A 17310-nucleotide genomic window follows, 5' to 3' on the forward strand; every position below is an offset into this window, starting at 1 on the left:
GGCAGGTCCGTTGTCAGGCCCCGGCCGCGTCCGTGCGCTCGGGCGAGCGGCTGAAGCGGACCGGGGCCTGGAAGCGGGCCTTGCGGGCGGCTCGGCGGAAGACGGTCAGGACGGCCGGGCCGGCCAGGCAGATGCAGATGAGGTTGGTGACGGCCCGGCCGGTGTCCCAGCCGAGGGAGGTCGCGAGGTCGAAGGCGAGGTAGCGCTGGAACTGCTCGGTGAAGGGCAGACCGGGCAGGTACGCGATGGAGCTGTTGGGGTCGAGGGAGAAGGGCCAGAAGGAGAGGTTGAGGAGGAACCCGAAGAGGTACCCGGAGACCGAGCCGTAGGCGGCGAGCATGAGCACCTCGCGGCGGCCGGTGGCCCTGGGCAGGAGGCCCGCGAGCATGCTGACGAAGGCGCAGCCGAACATCTGGTACGGCATCCAGGGCCCGACCCCGCCGGTGATCAGCGCGGAGGCGAAGAGCGAGGTGCAGCCCAGCGTGAAGCCGAAGCCGGGCCCGAAGACGCGGCCGGCGAGGACGAGGATGAAGAAGACAGTCTCGATGCCCGCGGTGCCCGCGCCCAGGGGGCGGATGGCCGCATTGACGGCGGACAGCACGCCGAGCATGGCGAGGGCCTTGGAGTTGATGCCGCCCTCGGCGATCTCCGAGATGACGACGGAGAGGACGATCACCAGCAGCACGCCGAAGATCAGCGGCGGGGCGTAGTTCGAGCCGAACTTTCCGGGGGCGACGAGGAACGGCCAGAAGAAGGCCACGATGCCGAGGAAGGCGGCCAGGGCGATGACCAGGGCGGCACGCGGGCCGATGCGGATGGCGGGGCTGAGCGCGGTCATGGGGCCGTGTCCGTTCCGTCGTCGTCACTGAGGGCGTCGACCGCCTGGGCGACGGTGAGGTACGGGTGCGGTGCGAGGATCTTCGCGGTCTGCGGGGCGAAGACCGGTGAGGCGACGATAACTTCGGTGGTCGGACCGTCGGCCACGATGTCCCCGTCGGCCATGACCACGACGCGGTCGGCGGCTCGGGCGACGAATTCGACGTCGTGGGTGGAGATGACGACGGCCCGGCCTTCGGCGGCCAGGTCATCGACGATCCGGATCAACTGCTCCTTGGCCCGGTAGTCCAGTCCGCGGGTCGGCTCGTCGAGGAGCAGGACCTCCGGTGCCGCGGCCAGTTGGACGGCGAGGACCAGGGCGAGCTTTTGTCCCTCGGAGAGGTCGCGCGGATGGGTGGTGTCGGGTATGCCGGGCGCCAGGCGATCCAGGAACGCGCGGGCCGGGGTTCCGTTCGCAGTCACTCCCGACTCGGCGTCGGCCTGCTCGAGTTCCTGCTTCACCGTCTCCAGGTACAGCAGGTCCGTGGGGGTTTGCGGAACCAGACCCACGAGCTTGCGGGCCTCGGCAGCAGGAAGCTTGCGAGGATCGGCCGGCTTCCCCGGGCCGGATGGTATGCCCACCGAGCCCGCGGTGCGGGGGCCCGACCCCTGGAGGGCCCACAGAAGGGAGGACTTGCCGGAGCCGTTGCGGCCCATGAGCGCGGTCACCTCACCGCCGTGCAGGGTCAGGTCCACCTCACGGACGGCCGGTACGCCGTGGTAGGTCACGGTCACGCGGCGGGCGGTCAGGAGAGTGCTCCGGTCCGACGCGGTCAGGGGGCGGGCCGGACCGGGGACCGTGCCGGCCAGCCGGGTACGTACGGGCGCGGCGGCGCGGCGGGCGTCGCGGATCGACAGGGGCAGCGGGTCCCAGCCCGCGGCACGGCCCAGTTCCACGATCGGCGGCGCGATGGACGTCGTACGGAAGACCTCCGCGGGCGGGCCCGAGACGACGCGGCCGTCGCCGGGCAGGTGGATGACGCGGTCGGCGTACTGGACGACGCGCTCCAGGCGGTGTTCGGCGAGGAGGACGGTGACGCCGAGGTCGTGGACGAGGCGGGTGACGGCGGCCAGGACCTCCTCGGCGGCGGTCGGGTCAAGGGCGGAGGTGGGTTCGTCCAGGACGAGGATCCGGGGATGCGCGGTGAGGACGGAGCCGATGGCGACTCGCTGCTGCTGTCCGCCGGAGAGTTCGTGGAGGGCGCGGTGGCGCAGGTCGGCCAGGCCGAGGAGGTCGAGGGTCTCCTCGACGCGTTTGCGCATGGTGGCGGCTGGTACCGCCAGCTGCTCCATGGTGTAGGCGAGTTCCTCTTCGACGGTGTCGGTGACGAAGCCGTCGAGGGGGTCCTGGCCGACGACGCCCACGACGTCGGCGAGTTCGCGGGGCGGGTGGTCGGCGGTGTTGCGGCCGTCAACGAGGACGCGGCCGTACAGGGTGCCGCCGGTGAAGTGGGGGACGAGGCCGTTGACGGCGCCGAGGAGGGTGGACTTGCCGACGCCGGTGTGGCCGACGACGAGGCAGAGTTCGCCTTCCTCGACGGTCAGGTCCACGTCCCTGATCACGGGTTCTTCGGTGTCGTCGTACTGGACGGAGACCTGGTCGAAGGTGATCACGTGGCTGCCTCGGTGCGCGGTACGGGGACGGGGGCTGCGGGGCGGGGTGCCAGGAAGCTGGCGGCGCCCGCGAGGAGGATGGCGGCGGCGGGGACGAGCGGGAGCGTGGGCCAGCTGAGCGGGTAGATCGACGGGTTCAGTTCGGCCGCGTCAAACCCGGCGTGGCTGAAGAGCAGGACGGCGGAGAGGACGCCGCAGCCGGCGACCGCCCACTCGGAGAAGAGCCAGGGGTCGGGCCGGTAGGTGGTGCGCGTGATGCGCCGGCCGCCGAGGCGCAGTCCGGCCACGCAGAGCAGCGCCCCGACGGCCATGGCGGGCAGCCCCAGCAGTTTCGGGGCCGTGGCGTCCAGGAGGCCATACGCTCCGGCGCACATCCCGCACATGCCCAGCAGCATCAGCACGCCGGTGATCCGGCGGGAGCGGCGGGTGGCGGTGCCGGCCCGACCGTAGCCGCGCGAGTCCATGGCGGCGGCGAGCCGCAGGGATCGTTCGAGTGCGTCTTCCAGGACGGGGACGACGATCCCGCGCAGCGCCCGCAGGCCCTTGGTGCGGCCGGCCCGCAGCCGCCGGGCGCGGTGGATGCGCTGGACGCTCTGGACGAGCTGGGGGGCGACGCTGATCGACACGGTGACGGCGACGCCGAGTTCATACAGGGCCCCGGGCAGGACGCGCAGGGCCCGTTTGGGGTTGGCGAGGGTGTTGGCGGCGCCGATGCAGCAGAGCATGCAGGCCAGGCGCAGGCCGTCGGTCGCGGCGGAGAGCAGCGCCTCGAGCGACACCGGGCCGCCGAGCTGGATGCCTGCGTACCAGTCGGGGGTGGGGATGTGCGGGAGGGAGAAGAGGAAGTGGTCGTGCGGGGTGATGCCGGTGGCGAAGACGGCCCGGAAGGCGACGCGGATCGTGACGACGGTCAGCGCCAGGTAGAGGTAGTACTTGAAGCCTCTAGCCCAGGGGGCTTCGGTGCGGCGCATGGTGATGACGTAGCCGAGGACGGCCAGGACCAGGAACAGCAGGAGCGGGTTGTTGGTCCGGCTTACGGCGGTGGCCAGGGCGAGCGCCCAGATCCACCAGGCCACCGGGTGCAGGGTGCGGGGCAGGCGGCGGCCGCCCTTGTCCGGCGCGGGGCCGGGCTTGGGCGGCGAGGCCGCCGCCGACGGGATCGTGCGTGCCATGCGGGCTACTCGGTACGGCGGCGGCGCTTGGCCGCGTAGGCGGCGCCCCCGCCGATCAGCAGGACCAGGGCGCCGGTGGCGACGGCGGGCAGGTACGAGCCGGCGTCGTGTTCGGCGTCCGCGGCGGGGGCCGCGTCGACGACCTTGGGGCCCTCGCTCGGCGCTGCCGCAGCAGCGGCGCTGGGCGGAGGGGAGGACGCGGAGGTACTGGCTGACGGGGTGGCCGAAGCGGTGGGGCTGGAGCTGGGTGCGGGGATCGTCGGTGAAGGGGTCGTGGACTGCTGGGGCGGCGAAGCCGGCTGCTCAGGCTTCGGCCCGGTGTTCGTGCCGGGCGGGACCGGCGCGGCGGTCCGGGTGTCCTTGGGCTGGGGCTCGCTGCCGCCGGTGGGCTTGCTGTTGTGGGCACGCAGCTGGTCGGGGGTGACGGTGGGCTTGCCCTCCGTTCCCTCGATGTTGGTGCCGCCGAAGATCCACAGGTCCACGCTGCCCGGCTTGGGCCTGTAGAGCATGGCGCCGAGCTGGCTGTAGGTCCAGGTGTTCTGCCCGGGATCGGCATGCCAGTACGACCAGTACGCCGAGGCCGGCGGTGTGAGGACACAGTCGTCCTGCGCCGGTGTCGGGAACTGCTTGCCGCCCTGGTGGCCGCTGTAGCCGATGCGGCAGATGAAGGCGGGGCCGTCGTGGCCGGTGCCGGTGGTGGCCCAGCCGCCCTGGTTGAGAAGCTCGTAGCCGGTGGTGGGCGTCGTACCACAGGAGCGGTAGACGGGTCCGCCCCAGTGGCTGAAGTCGACCGCGAGGACGACGCCCGCCGAGGTGGTGCACTGGCCGATGGGCTGCGGGGCGGCTGCGGCCGGCGAAGTGGTGGCGGTCAGGGAGGCCAGGGTCAACCCGACTACCGCCGCGAGGTTGCCGACAGCGCGTACGAACCGGCTGGTCACTGGTGGGCCCCCTTCGCCGTGCGGCGGGTACGGGCAGCGCGTACGAAGCCGTAGCCGAGCAGCGTGAGGAGTGCGGCCGCGGCGCCGATGCCGATCACCTGTGTACCGGTGTGGGCGAGCCCGCCGCCCCCTCCTCCGCTGCCGCCGGATCCGCCGCCGTTCTCGCCGGGGGTGACGATCTTCGGGGTGGTGGGCGTGCCGGAGGGCTGGGCCGACCCGGTGGGGGTGGGCTGCGGGGTGGTGCCGGCGAGGCTGCGGGTGAGGGTGCCGAAGGAGATGCCGGTGGCGCCGCCGACGGCCTGGGTGGAGGCGCGCAGGTCGGAGCCGGGCTGGGCGTCCTTGGCGATGTTGAAGCCGCCGTCGCCGTTCTGCTGGGAGGTGAGGAAGGCCAGGGCCTTGGTGATCTGCGTCTTGTACGTGGTGCCGTCGAGGGAGAGGGCCTGGACGGCCAGTGCGGCGGAGTTGACCGAGTTGCCGGAGGCTCCGGGGAAGCCGCCGTCGGGCTTCTGCTGGGCTGCGAGCCAGGCGAGGGCCTTGTCGACGGCCGCCTGGGACTGCTGGTCGGGCAGGAGGTCGAGGGCCATCGCGGCGATGGCGGTGGAGTCCACCTCCTCCCCGCTCGGCTCGCCGATGAGGCTGACCCAGGCGCCCGACGGCTTCTGGAGGGTCTTCAGGTAGGCGATGGGCTCGGCCGCGGCGGTGCTCTCCCCCGCCCGGACCTGGGCGATGACGCCCAGGGACTGGGAGAAGACGGAGGTGGCGTTGGTGTAGGCACCCTTGTCGGCGCAGGAGCGGTCGGGCGCCGGGGTCTTGGCCGGGCAGACGGCCTTGGCGAGGGCGGTGATCAGGTCCTGGCCGCCGAAGTGGCGGGGGTCGCGGCCGACGGCCTCGGCGAGCAGGGCCGCCTTGCCGAGGGAGCCGCCGCCCGCGTACTTGGTGCCAATGTTCGTCCAGGAGGCGAGGGTGCGGCCGGTGCCGTCCTTGCCGCCGTGATCGAGGAAGTCGACGATGCCGCGCAGGGCCGCGTTGTCGGCGCCGGTGGCGGCCAGGGCGTACGCACCGTCGATGGTCAGGCCGTAGTCGGCGAAGCCGGTGCCGGCGGTGCTCTCGTAGTAGTGGCCCTGGATGAGCCGGGTGGGGTCGGTGAGGTAGGCCGAGCCCTTCTTGAGGTCCGGTCCGCCCTCGGGACGGGGCGTCGGCCCGGTGGTGGGACCGGTCGGGGAGGGCGAGGGCTCGGGCTTCTTGGTGGTCAGGGTGACCAGGTCGCTCTTGGCCCCGGCGATGACGGCGGGGACGGTGGCGAACAGCAGCGGGTCGGTGCCGCCGGCCTCGAAGGCGAAAGCGCCGCTGGGCAGTTGCTGCTTGGACAGCCAGGAGACGGCCGCGTCCGCCCGGTCTGTCTCGCCCAGGTGGCGCAGGGCCTGGGCTGCGAAGCCGGTGGCGTACGCGCTGCCCACCGTGCCGTACGCGGCGGCGGGCAGGCCACCGTCCGCGAGCTGGGCCTTCTTCAGGAAGTCGCGGGCCTTGGCCACCTCCGCCTCGTGGCCGCCGGCCCGTTGGAGGGCGAGGGCGGCGAGGCCGGTGGCTCCGGGCTCGCTGTCGCAGCCGTCGCCGCGGCGGATCAGCATGCTGGTGAAGCCACCGTCCTGGCACTGCATGTCGGTCAGGCGGGCCACTGCGTCGGCGGGCGGGCGGACGCCGCCCCCGAGCAGGGCGATCACGGCCAGGGCCTGCCCCTCGGCCTGGCCGGAGGTGGTGGGAAAGTCACCCCTGACGGTGCAGCCGGGTACGGGCGTGGGGGCGTCCGATCCGCTGGTGCATACGTCCTTCACGAGGTCGCCGAGCAGGTCGTGGCCGCCGACGGCGCGGGGGTTGCCGCCCGTCGCCTCGGCCACGAGGGCGAGCCGGGCCGCGGCCGCCGCTTCCGGCGCCCGGTCCTTGCCGGACGGGTAGGCGTACGCCTCGGTGTGCTCGGGCCGGGCCAGGAAGGCGGCTACCTTCGCGGCCGCCGGGCTCTTCGGGTCGGCGGCGGCCAGGGCGAGGGCGGTCTCGGCGGTCAGGGTGTAGTTGGGGGTTTCGGAGCCCTCGTCAACGACGCGTTCGCCGTCCTTGAGCTGTGCGGTGAGCCAGCGGGTGGCCGCGGGGAGGTCGACCGCGCCGGGCGGGACGACGGGCCCGCTCGTGTCGGTGGGCTTGGGCGAGGCCCCGCCGCCGGCGCGGACGTCGTCCGGGGAGAAGGTGGGCTTGCCGGTGCTGCCGCCGACGTCCGTGCCGCCGAAGACCCACGCGTCCACGTCACCCGGCTTGGGGGTACGGGCCATCGCGCCGAGCGGGCTGTACGTCCAGTTCGCCTGCCCGGGCGAGGCCGTCCAGTAGGACCAGTAGGCAGAGGCCTGCGGGGTGAGCTGGCAGGGCTCCTTGTCCGGCGTCGGGTACTGCGTACCGGAGTTGAAGGAGCCGTAGCCGATCCGGCAGATGAAGGCGGGGCCGTCGTGGACGGTGCCGGTGGTGGTGAATCCGGCTTCGTGGAGCAGGTCGTAGCCGGTGGTCGGGGTCGTGTCGCAGCCGCGTTCGACCTTGCCGCCGAACGGGCCGAAGTCGACGGCCACGACCGCGCCGACCGTGGCCGTGCAGTCCTTGACCGGGTCGGCCGTCGCCGTCGTGGACGGCGCGAGGAAGGCGACGGTCACACCGCAGACGAGCAGCATCGCCGCCGTGATGGACAGCAGCCGATGTCTGGCGCTCGTGTGCTGGCCTGCCCACTGTTCGGTGTCCACCCGCAGCCCCCTCGTCCAGGCCGGACGGACGGGGTACGTGGCGAGACGCCCCGTGCGCGATGTCCGCAGGGGCGTTGACGACCACGCCGTAGTCCGCGACGGCGCTCTTCGTTCATGACACGGCCACAGGCAATCCGGCTCGCCCGGGACGATCGCCGGGCCTACGGTTGCGGGTCAGCGCCGGAATTCGACCGGCTTCCCCTGGGGCTGAGTACTTGTCAGCCGCCATGGAACACGGCCCCGAGTGCACCGTCAAGGTGGGATGCGTCTCATCCGGCTGCCGGGGCAGGGCACTTGGCGCCATGCTGGCGGACCCTTGATCACTGGGGTAGCGTCCTGGGCGCCACATGGGGGAACTCGGTGAGAATCCGGGGCTGACGCGCAGCGGTGTGGCACGGCGGACGCCGTGCCGAGCCCGAATGCCCGTGCGGTGACGAAGCATCAGGAAGCCGTACCACGCGTCCCGGACGGCGGCCCCTTCCCCAGGTCGTGCCGCGGTCCGCGCACGGTCCCCGGGCGAGGTCGGCCGGCGTTCGCCGATCTCAGGAGCAGGTCATGAACCGTTCCCTCACCCCCCGCCGCCTCGCGATTGCGGTCCCTGCCGCAGTCGGCGCGTTCGCCCTCGCCGTGGTGCCCGCCGCGGCCACGTCGACGCCCGCCCAGATCGCCACGTCGAAGACGAACGGTGTGGCGTACCTCAAGTCCCTTCAGGCCGCCGATGGTTCCTACGCCGGCTTTGGATTGTCCAACGAGTGGGCCTTCAGCGCCTTCGCCGCCGCGGGTACCGCGGTCGTCGACGTCGCGCCGGGCGGGGACACCACGAAGAACGCCCGGACCGTCTACCGGAACCTGCTGTCCACGTCCGGCTGGCCCTCGGCCTCCCCGGTCGTCACCGACTATGAGCGCGGCACCCTGAACGCGTACGCGGCCGGTATCGACCCGGCCCGGGTCTCCGCCTCCCGCAACCTGATCGCGAACATCTACTCCTACTGGCAGACCCCCGAGCCCGGCTACTTCGGCCCCTCCGCCAACTTCAACGGCACCGTCTTCGCCGCCCTCGCCCTCGGCGGCGCCAAGACCCAGACGGGCAGCGCCCGCATACCGCAGGCCCTCACCAACTCCCTCGTCGCACGCATCCGCGCGAACCAGCACAACGACGGCGGCTGGCAGTACAGCAAGGCCGAGGGCAACCCGACCGCTCTGGCCACCGCCGGCGACATCGACATGACCGGCGCCGCCATGGCCGCCCTGTGCGCCTCGGGCGTCCCGGGCACCGACACCGACGTCGTCCAGGCGAAGAACTTCCTCAAGAGCAAGCTCGTCACCACCTCGGGCGCCTTCAACTCGATGTACGGCGTCAACACCAGCTCCAACGGCTGGGCCGTCGCCGGGCTCAACGCCTGCGGCATCAACCCCCAGACCGGGGATTTCCTCACCACCGCCGGCAAGACCCCGATCGACTTCCTCATCGCCAACCAGTACAACCCCGGCGGCGGCTTCAAGTACAAGCCGGCCGACACCAGCCCCACCGCCTACGCCTCGATCGACTCGTTGCGCGCGGTCGCCGGCGGCGGCTTCACCTCCACCCCGCCCGTCCCGGTCACCCCGGGCGCCCCACAGTGGGTGGCCCAGTCGACGTTCACCTCGGGGACCGCCACCAAGCTGGCGCTCACCGTGGACGACGGCGCCGGCGGCCTGAAGGTCTGCTCGGTCTCCTTCACCCCGACCGGCACGACCACCACCCTCGGCGACGTCCTGAACGCGGCGACCACGGCGGCCACCCCGGCCGGCTGTGTCACCAGCGTGACGCCGTCCTCCGGCACCGGCACCATCACTGCCGTCAACGGCAAGGCCAACAGCGGCTCCAACACCTGGAAGGTGAGCGTGGACGGCTCCGCCTTCGCCGGAGCCGCCCGCAACAAGGTGATCAACGTGGGCGACACCATCGCGCTGCGCTGGGGCGCCTGAGACGTGCGACGGGCGGGGGTACGCGTCCTGCTCCCCCGCCCGTGGTGCGGCACCTGCTCGGATCAGAAGGAGGTCCAGACGAACGACACCTGGTCGCCCGCGTTCAGCTTGAACTGGCAGCCGCCGACCGGGGTGGGCGTGCCGTTGACGGATATGTTCCAGTAGGCCGAGCCGCCCCCGCTGACACCCTTGATGGTGTCGACGGAGAAGTCGTCGAACGAGGCGTACCAGGTGCCGTCCCAGGCGAAGTAGTTAAGGCGGGCGGCGTCGTCCAGGGCGGCGGTCGGGGTGGGGACCTTGCTCGGGTTGGCGCCGCCGTTGGTGCCGTCGCACTTGTGGGTGCCGCCGGTGGCGGTGGTCACGTCGTGACCCTTGGTCGTGATCTTCCCCTTGAACAGCTGCCCGTCGGGGCCCTGCACGGTGAGGTTGACCTTGACCGGGGCGTTGGTGTTGACCGGCTTGGCGTGGGCGACGGCCGGGACGGCGGTGAGGCCGGTGAGGACGAGTCCCAGGGCGGCCGTGGTGACGACGGCGTGGCGGGCGGGGCTCAGGCGCATGGAGTGGCCTTTCTGACCGGTCCGGTCGGCCGATGCGGCTCCCGCGACCGGGACGTCCCACCCGCGGCAGGCGTACGAGCGCGCTGACGTGGTGTTCCGGCGGTACCGGGCTTCGCTCTGCAGACCGTGACAGTGGAAGCGGATGCTGCCGCGCGGCGGGCATCCCGACTCGCGGCGCAGGTCAGCGCGCCACACACGGTTGCAGGTCAGCGCCGGATTCCCACCGGCTTCCCCCGATCGCACAGCCATTCGGTTGTGGCCCGGCCGCAGCCGGGCAGTGGCATCGTACGGTGCGCGCCGTTCGCGGCCAAGTACCTTTTGCAGAAGGGGTACTGAACCGCTCACCGGGCCCAGGACGGTCCGGGCGGTCCGAGGTCCGGAGCTGTTTGGCTAGCCACGAGGGCCGATGACCGCGCGGGCGAAGGGGTGCGGCGGACACCACTCCGCCGCACCCCTTCCTCCACACGCTGCCGGGCCCCTCAGCCCGGCGGCAGCACCGGGTCCCTCAGCAGTCCCGGTCGTAGGTGTGGAACCCCCGGCCTGTCTTGCGGCCCAGCAGCCCTGCCTGCACCATCCGCATCAGCTGCGGCGGCGGGGCGTAAAGGGGTTCCTTGAACTCGTCGTAGAGCGACTCCGCGATGGCGGCGACCGTGTCGAGGCCGATGAGATCGGCCAGCTTCAGCGGGCCCATGGGGTGTGCGCAGCCGAGCTCCATGCCGGCGTCGACGTCGGCCGGGGTGGCGAAGCCGGACTCGGCCATCCGGATCGCCGACAGCAGGTACGGGACGAGAAGGGCGTTGACGACGAATCCGGCCCGGTCCTGGGAGCGGATCGTCGTCTTGCCCAGGGCCTCCCGGGCGAAGGCCTCAACCGTCTCCACGGTCTCCCGGGAGGTGTGCAGCGACGAGACCACCTCCACCAGCGGCAGCACGGGCACGGGGTTGAAGAAGTGCAGGCCGACCACCCGGTCGGCCCGCCCGGTGACCATGCCCAGGCGCATGACGGGAAAGGAGGAGGTGTTCGTCGCGAGGATTGCCTCGCGATCCTCGACGATCTTGTCCAGGGCTGCGAACGTCTCCGTCTTCACCTCCGCGTTCTCGGTGACGGCCTCGATGACGAGCTGCCGGTCGGCGAGGTCGTCGAGGCTGCCGGTGAAGACGAGGCGGGCGAGGGCGTCCTCGGCGGAGATCCGGTCGAGCTTGCCCCGCTGGACGGCGCGCTCGAGGGAGACGGCGACGCGTTCGCGGGCCGCCCGGGCGGCGGTGCCGTCGGCCTCGCAGACGACGGTGTCGAGTCCGGCGCGGGCACAGACTTCGGCGATTCCGGCGCCCATCTGACCGCCTCCGACGACCCCGACCCGGCGGATAACGGCGCTCATGACCGCACCTCCGCACGGCGGACCAGGTGACGGCTGTACGTGTCGGGGGTGAAGAAGGCCGGCAGGTCGCGCCCCAGGGCGGCCCGCTCCAGTACGGCCCTGGCCTCCGGTACGAGGGCGTACGGCCGCTCTGCGGTGAGCGCGTCGCATTCCTCTTCGAGCACGGCGAGCAGGTCGTCCCGGTCGATCCTGCGGTGCCGCAGCCATTGCCAGAGCTGGCCGCGGGCGATCTCGGCGGTGGCCGCGTCCTCCATGAGGCCGTACAAGGCGACCGCTCCCTGGCCGCGCAGCCAGGCCTCGAAGTAGCGCAGCGAGACGGCCAGGTTGGCCCGGACCCCTGCTGCCGTGGGCGGCGCGCTGATGCGGCGGACGGACAGCAGGTCGGCGGCTCGGACGTGGACGTCCTCGCGGGACCGGTCGAGCTGGTGCGGCCTGCCGTCGAGGACCGCGTCGAAGACCTCGCGGCAGACGGGGACGAGCGCCGGGTGGGCGACCCAGGAGCCGTCGAAGCCGTCCTCGGCCTCGCGTTCCTTGTCCAGCCGGACCTTGGCGAGGGCCGCCGTGTTGGCGTCGGGGTCCTTGGCCGGCACGTGGGCGGCCATGCCTCCGATGGCGTGCGCGCCGCGCTTGTGGCAGGTGCGGACGAGGAGTTCGGTGTAGGCGCGCATGAAGGGTGCGGTCATCGTGATCTGGGCGCGGTCGGGGAGCTGGAAGTCGGTGCGGTGGCCGAAGGTCTTGATGATGCTGAACAGGTAGTCCCAGCGGCCGGCGTTGAGGCCGGCACTGTGCTCGCGCAGGGCGTGGAGGATCTCCTCCATCTCGAAGGCCGCGGTGATGGTCTCGATGAGGACGGTGGCGCGGATGGTGCCGCGCGGGATCCCGAGGAGTTCCTGGGCGAGGACGAAGACGTCGTTCCACAGGCGGGCCTCGCCGGCGTTCTCCAGCTTGGGGAGGTAGAAGTACGGGCCGTGTCCGGCGTCGATCTGACGCTGCGCGCAGTGGAAGAAGTACAGGCCGAAGTCCACGAGCGACGCGGGGACGGGCCGTCCGTCGATCTCCAGGTGCTCTTCGAGGAGGTGCCAGCCCCGGGGCCGGACGACGATGGTCGCCAGGTCCTCGCCGAGGCGGTACTCCTTGCCCTCGAGCGTGGTGAAGTCGATGCGGCGCTCGATCGCGTCGAGCAGGTTGAGCTGGCCGCCGATGACGTTGTTCCAGGTGGGGGCGGTGGCGTCTTCGAAGTCGGCCATCCACACCTTGGCACCGGAGTTGAGCGCGTTGACCGTCATCCGGCGGTCCGGCGGGCCGGTGATCTCCACCCTGCGGTCCTCCAGGCCCGGGGCCGGTGGGGCCACGCGCCAGTGGGGGTCGGCGCGGACGGCGGCGGTGGCGATGGAGAAGTCCAGCGGGGAGCCTGAGATGAGGCGGTCCTTGCGGCGGAGCCGCTCTTTGAGGATGTCGGCGCGGCGGTGGGCGAAGGCCGCGTCGAGGCGGCCGATGAAGTCGAGCGCCTCCGGGGTGAGGATCTCGTCGTGGCGGTCGCCGGGTGCCGCAAGGACGCGGACCTGGTGCGTGGTGGCGGTGGTGGTCATGCGGTCTCCTGACGAGGCGACGAGGGTGGGGCGGGAGCCGGACGGAGACGGTCCTCCGGCTCCCGCTGAACACGGGCCTCCGGCCACGGCCGGGCCGGGAGGGGGCAGAGCGTCCTAGTGGAACTGCTCTACCTCCGTGGAGCCGGCGAGGGCGGTGGTGGAGGAGGCCGGGTTGACGGCGGTGGAGACCAGGTCGAAGTAGCCCGTGCCGACCTCGCGCTGGTGCTTGACGGCGGTGAAGCCGTGCTGCTGGGCGGCGAACTCGCGCTCCTGCAGGTCGACGTAGGCGGTCATGCCGTGTTCGGCGTACCCGCGGGCGAGGTCGAACATGCCGTGGTTCAGGGAGTGGAAGCCGGCCAGGGTGATGAACTGGAACTTGTAGCCCATCGCGCCGAGCTCCCGCTGGAACTTGGCGATCTGGTCGTCGTCCAGCGCGGCCTTCCAGTTGAAGGACGGCGAGCAGTTGTAGGCGAGCATCTGGTCCGGGTGCCGGGCGTGGATCGCCTCGGCGAACTCGCGGGCCTGGGCGAGGTCCGGGGTGCCGGTCTCGACCCAGATGAGGTCGGCGTACGGGGCGTAGGCGAGGCCGCGTGCGATGACGGGGGCCATACCGTTCTGCACCCGGTAGAAGCCCTCCGCGGTGCGCTCGCCGGTGCAGAACTGCGCGTCGCGGTCGTCGACGTCGCTGGTCAGCAGGTTCGCGGCGAGGGCGTCGGTGCGGGCGATGATCAGGGTCGGGGTGTCCGCGATGTCAGCGGCCAGACGTGCGGCGTTGAGGGTGCGGATGTGCTGGGACGTGGGGACGAGGACCTTGCCGCCGAGGTGGCCGCACTTCTTCTCCGAGGCCAACTGGTCCTCGTAGTGGATGCCCGCTGCACCGGCCGCGATCATCGCCTTGGTGAGCTCGAAGGCGTTCAGCGGGCCGCCGAAGCCGGCCTCCGCGTCGGCGACGATCGGCGCCAGCCAGTCCGTCGTGTCCGAGCCGCCTTCGGCGGTGGCGATCTGATCCGCCCGGAGCAGCGCGTTGTTGATCCGACGGACCACCTGGGGGACTGAGTTGACCGGGTAGAGGGACTGGTCGGGGTAGGTGTGTCCAGCCTGGTTGGCGTCGGCGGCGACCTGCCAGCCGGAGAGGTAGATCGCCTGAAGGCCGGCGCGGACCTGCTGGACGGCCTGTCCGCCGGTGAGCGCGCCCAGGGCGTGGACGTAGTCGAGGTCGTGGAGCTGCCGCCACAGCCGTTCGGCGCCTCGGCGGGCGAGGGTGTGCTCCTCGCGGACGCTGCCGGAGAGCCTGACGACGTCCTCGGCGGTGTAGGTCCGCTCGATGCCCGCCCAGCGCGGGTCCGTCGCCCACCGCTGCTTCAGCTGCTCGGCCGCCGCCGTCGTGTTCGTGTCTGCCATGACCGTCACCGTCTCCATGAATCGCTTGGTCTGCCAATGCCGCGTCCGTCGCGACGAGAGATTGGCACTGTGTGCCGTGTTCTTGGGTTTGCGGCCGCCGGCCCCCACCTGGGGAGGAGCTGGGCAATGCTGCAGGTCAGCCGGGGCGGACGGCCGGAATCTCCGACGTCAGGGCGCGAGTCGGGCTCCGTCCAGTCGGCCCGGCCGCCGGGGGTCCGGCGGGCCGCACGACAGACTCTGACAGCGGCACGCAGTGCCATCAATGCCGCACATCTGCCAACTTCTGCGAATCTTCTGCGGCCGAATTGCCAAGCTTGCAAAGGTTGGCGTGGGCAGGATCGTGCGTACGCTGAAGCCCTGGCGGGAGCGGCTGAAGGAGCCCAGGTGAGCAAGACGTACGCGGGAGCGCGGCTGCGGCGGCTGCGCGAGGAGCGCCGGATGAGCCAGGCCGAGCTGGCCCGGGTCCTGGCCATCTCCCCCAGCTACCTGAACCAGATGGAGCACGACTCCCGGCCATTGACCGTGCCTGTCCTGCTGCGGCTGACCGAGGCGTTCGGCGTGGACCCCGGCTTCTTCTCCGAACGCGACACCAGCCGGCTGGTGGCCGATCTGCGCGAGGCACTGGCGGGCGAGATCGCCGGGGCCCGCGTCTCTTCTTCGGACCTCGCCGAGCTCGCGACCCGGATGCCGGCGGTGGCCTCCGTCCTGCTGGACCTCGGTCGGCGCAGCCAACTCCTGGCCGAGCGGCTGGCCGACACCGCCGACGGCCGGGACGGTGGACCGGCCGCGCCGCGTTCACCGCACGAGGAGATCCGCGAGTTCTTCTACCGCCGCCAGAACTACCTCCACGACACCGACGTCGCCGCCGAGGGCCTCGCCCGGGAGATGGGCATCCGCCCGGGAGAGGTCGTCCGGCTGCTGTCGAAGCGCCTGGCCGACCACCACGGGATCCGGCTCACCTCGGACTCCGACCGCCTGCACCACTTCGATGCCGGAACGCGGGTCCTGCACCTGTCCGGTCGGCTCCGCCCCGGCCAGCAGGCGTTCCGCATAGCCACCCAGCTGGCGCTCCTGGAACACGGGGACGAGCTGGACCGGCTGGCCGCCGAGGACTTCGATCCGGGCTCCCCCGCCCACAGCCTGGCCCGCATCGGCATCGCCAACTACTTCGCCGCCGCACTGATCCTCCCGTACCGCGCCTTCCACACGGCCGCCGAAGAGTTCCGCTACGACATCGAACGCCTCACCGACCACTTCGGCCTCGGCTACGAGACCGTCTGCCACCGCCTGAGCACCCTGCAACGTCCCAGGCTGCGCGGGGTGCCGTTCTCCTTCGTGCGGGTCGACCGGGCCGGGAACATGTCCAAGAGGCAGTCGGCGACCGGGTTCCACTTCTCCCGCGCGGGCGGCACCTGTCCGCTGTGGAACGTGTACGAGGCCTTCGCCGCGCCCAGCCGGATCCACGTCCAGGTCGCCGCCATGCCCGACGGCCAGCGTTACCTGTGGACCGCCCGGGCCGTCACCCGGCACCGCGGCGGCTGGGGCGAGCCCGGCAAGACCTTCGCCATCGGGCTTGGCTGCGAGATCCGGCATGCGTCCCGGCTCGTCTACTCCGACGGCCTCGACCTGGACAACGCCTCCGCCGCCACCCCCATCGGCATGGGATGCCGGCTCTGCGAACGCCTCGACTGCCCCCAGCGCGCCGTCCCGCCCCTCGGCCGGACACTCACCGTTGACGAGAACAGCAGCACGTTCATCCCCTACCCCGTCGCCCGGGACCGGGGCTGAGGATCCGGCTCACCGCAGCCGCCGAGCCTCCGCCTCGGTCACCGGGTCCCCCGCCCGTACGCCGTGGAGCACGTGGGCGAGCACCTCGGCGCCGCGGACCACGCGGGGGCCCGGCCGGTTGAAGTACGCAGGTCCGTCCAGGACCCACACCTCGCCGGCCGCCACGGCGGGCAGTTCGTGCCAGCCCGGCTGGGCGGTGAGCAGGTCGAGCTCCGTCATGGTCCGCTCGGGCGGGAAACCGCACGGGAGCACGAGGATCACGTCCGGGCGGGCCTCGCGTACCGCCTCCCACGTCATCGGCTTGGTGTGCTCACCGGGCTCGGCCAGGAGCGCTTCGCCGCCGGCCGCGGCGATCTGCTCCGGTACCCAGTGGCCGGCGGGCCAGAGCGGGTCGAGCCACTCGATGGCGACGACCCGGGGCCGCGCTCGCCCCGCCGTGCGGCGCCGGACCTCGGCCAGGCGGCCACGCAACTCCGTGCGTCGCCGCTCGGCAGCCTCCCCCACCCCCAGCAGCTCGCCCACCGTGACCAGGCAGTCCAGTACGTCGTCCAACGTCCGCGGCTCCAGGCTCAGCACCCGGGGGCCGGCGTCCATGACGCGCACCGCGTGGGAGACCGCCTCGTAGGACACCGCGCAGACCTGGCAGAGGTCCTGGGTGAGCAGGACGTCCGGTGCGAGGGCGGCGAGCGCCTCCGTGTCCAGGGTGTAGAGCGAGGATCCACTGTGTGCCGCGCCGCCCACCGCGGTGGAGATCTCCCGGCTGGTGAGCACGTCCGCGTCGAATTCGGCCCGGGTCACGACGGGTACGGAGGCGACCGCTGCGGGCGGCCAGTCGCATTCGTGGGTGCGTCCGACCAGGTCGGAGACGAGTCCGAGGTCCGCCACGATGTCGGTGGCCGCCGGGAGCAGGGAGACGATGCGCATACGGCGACTCTAGGCCCGCCCGAGCGGTGAGTCTGGACTTACTAGGACGTCCAACTATATGTTCCTGGCACAAGGTCCGCGGTGCAGGGAAGCCGGTGTGAATCCGGCACGGTCCCGCCACTGTGACCGGGGAGTGTGCTGCCATCCACACGCCACTGACGAAGTCTGTCGGGAAGGCGGGCGGCGCGCGGGGATCCGGGAGTCAGGATACCGGCCGCGGATTGTTCCCGCGTTTGTCCACGAGGATGGAGCAGACACGCATGGCACCGGTTTGTACCCACGACCCTGGTGATCCGGCGGAGCGCACGCACACCACTTCCGTGCGCTC

Annotated in this window: 12 protein-coding genes and 4 riboswitches; of the genes, 2 read left to right on the forward strand and 10 right to left on the reverse strand. The window is 72.0% G+C overall.

All coding sequences use genetic code 11. From position 1 onward, the window contains the following. Positions 1–13 precede the first annotated feature (13 nt). Genes AB0469_RS01565 through AB0469_RS01585 form a run of 5 tightly spaced genes read right to left on the reverse strand, consistent with a single transcriptional unit; the run spans position 14 to position 7308 of the window. Positions 14–838 carry an ECF transporter S component gene (locus AB0469_RS01565; RefSeq protein WP_366449241.1) on the reverse strand — a complete coding sequence of 275 codons (825 nt, stop codon included), beginning with the start codon at positions 836–838 and terminating at the stop codon, positions 14–16. Continuing rightward, entirely contained in the window at positions 835–2490 is a 1656-nt protein-coding gene (locus tag AB0469_RS01570) for an ATP-binding cassette domain-containing protein (RefSeq protein WP_366449242.1), read from the reverse strand. The genes AB0469_RS01565 and AB0469_RS01570 overlap by 4 nt, the downstream gene beginning before the upstream one ends. Further along, complete coding sequence (locus AB0469_RS01575; RefSeq protein ID WP_366449243.1) at positions 2487–3662, reverse strand: energy-coupling factor transporter transmembrane component T; 1176 nt, start codon at positions 3660–3662, stop codon at positions 2487–2489. Before AB0469_RS01575 ends, AB0469_RS01570 begins: the two co-directional genes overlap by 4 nt. 5 nt (positions 3663–3667) lie before the next feature. After that, positions 3668–4600 (reverse strand): hypothetical protein, encoded by a 933-nt coding sequence (locus AB0469_RS01580; RefSeq protein ID WP_366449244.1) that lies wholly within the window; start codon positions 4598–4600, stop codon positions 3668–3670. After that, positions 4597–7308: a prenyltransferase/squalene oxidase repeat-containing protein gene (locus tag AB0469_RS01585; RefSeq protein ID WP_366449295.1), complete on the reverse strand. Its 2712-nt coding sequence runs from the start codon at positions 7306–7308 to the stop codon at positions 4597–4599. Before AB0469_RS01585 ends, AB0469_RS01580 begins: the two co-directional genes overlap by 4 nt. A gap of 175 nt (positions 7309–7483) precedes the next feature. Then, positions 7484–7632: riboswitch (cobalamin riboswitch) on the reverse strand. A gap of 59 nt (positions 7633–7691) precedes the next feature. After that, a riboswitch (cobalamin riboswitch) is annotated at positions 7692–7823 on the forward strand. A 109-nt stretch (positions 7824–7932) separates the two neighbouring features. Between AB0469_RS01585 and AB0469_RS01590 the strand changes: the two genes are divergently transcribed. Beyond that, complete coding sequence (locus AB0469_RS01590; RefSeq protein ID WP_366449245.1) at positions 7933–9345, forward strand: prenyltransferase/squalene oxidase repeat-containing protein; 1413 nt, start codon at positions 7933–7935, stop codon at positions 9343–9345. 62 nt (positions 9346–9407) lie between these two features. Here the strand turns inward: AB0469_RS01590 and AB0469_RS01595 are convergent, their stop codons facing one another. The 4 genes from AB0469_RS01595 to aceA form a co-directional block, all read right to left on the reverse strand. Further along, complete coding sequence (locus AB0469_RS01595; RefSeq protein ID WP_366449246.1) at positions 9408–9902, reverse strand: DUF4430 domain-containing protein; 495 nt, start codon at positions 9900–9902, stop codon at positions 9408–9410. A 136-nt stretch (positions 9903–10038) separates the two neighbouring features. Next, positions 10039–10186, reverse strand: a riboswitch (cobalamin riboswitch). A gap of 221 nt (positions 10187–10407) precedes the next feature. Next, a complete protein-coding gene (locus AB0469_RS01600; protein ID WP_366449247.1) occupies positions 10408–11280 on the reverse strand; it encodes a 3-hydroxybutyryl-CoA dehydrogenase in 873 nt (290 codons plus the stop codon). After that, positions 11277–12869, reverse strand: coding sequence for a malate synthase A (gene aceB, locus AB0469_RS01605; protein ID WP_366449248.1), 1593 nt, complete (start codon positions 12867–12869; stop codon positions 11277–11279). Before aceB ends, AB0469_RS01600 begins: the two co-directional genes overlap by 4 nt. Positions 12870–12983: 114 nt before the next feature. After that, the gene (aceA, locus tag AB0469_RS01610) at positions 12984–14270 is read right to left on the reverse strand and encodes an isocitrate lyase (RefSeq protein ID WP_366449249.1); all 1287 of its coding nucleotides are present in this window, start codon (positions 14268–14270) and stop codon (positions 12984–12986) included. Positions 14271–14654: 384 nt separating this feature from the next. Here aceA and AB0469_RS01615 point away from each other — a divergent pair, with 384 nt between their 5' ends. Beyond that, positions 14655–16058 carry a short-chain fatty acyl-CoA regulator family protein gene (locus AB0469_RS01615; protein WP_366449250.1) on the forward strand — a complete coding sequence of 468 codons (1404 nt, stop codon included), beginning with the start codon at positions 14655–14657 and terminating at the stop codon, positions 16056–16058. Positions 16059–16067: 9 nt separating this feature from the next. Here the strand turns inward: AB0469_RS01615 and AB0469_RS01620 are convergent, their stop codons facing one another. Beyond that, the gene (locus AB0469_RS01620; protein WP_366449251.1) at positions 16068–16982 is read right to left on the reverse strand and encodes a cobalamin-binding protein; all 915 of its coding nucleotides are present in this window, start codon (positions 16980–16982) and stop codon (positions 16068–16070) included. A 55-nt stretch (positions 16983–17037) separates the two neighbouring features. After that, positions 17038–17216: riboswitch (cobalamin riboswitch) on the forward strand. Positions 17217–17310 lie beyond the last annotated feature (94 nt).

Origin of the sequence: Streptomyces sp. NPDC093801 (assembly GCF_040701585.1) — a bacterium.
Classification (GTDB): domain Bacteria; phylum Actinomycetota; class Actinomycetes; order Streptomycetales; family Streptomycetaceae; genus Streptomyces.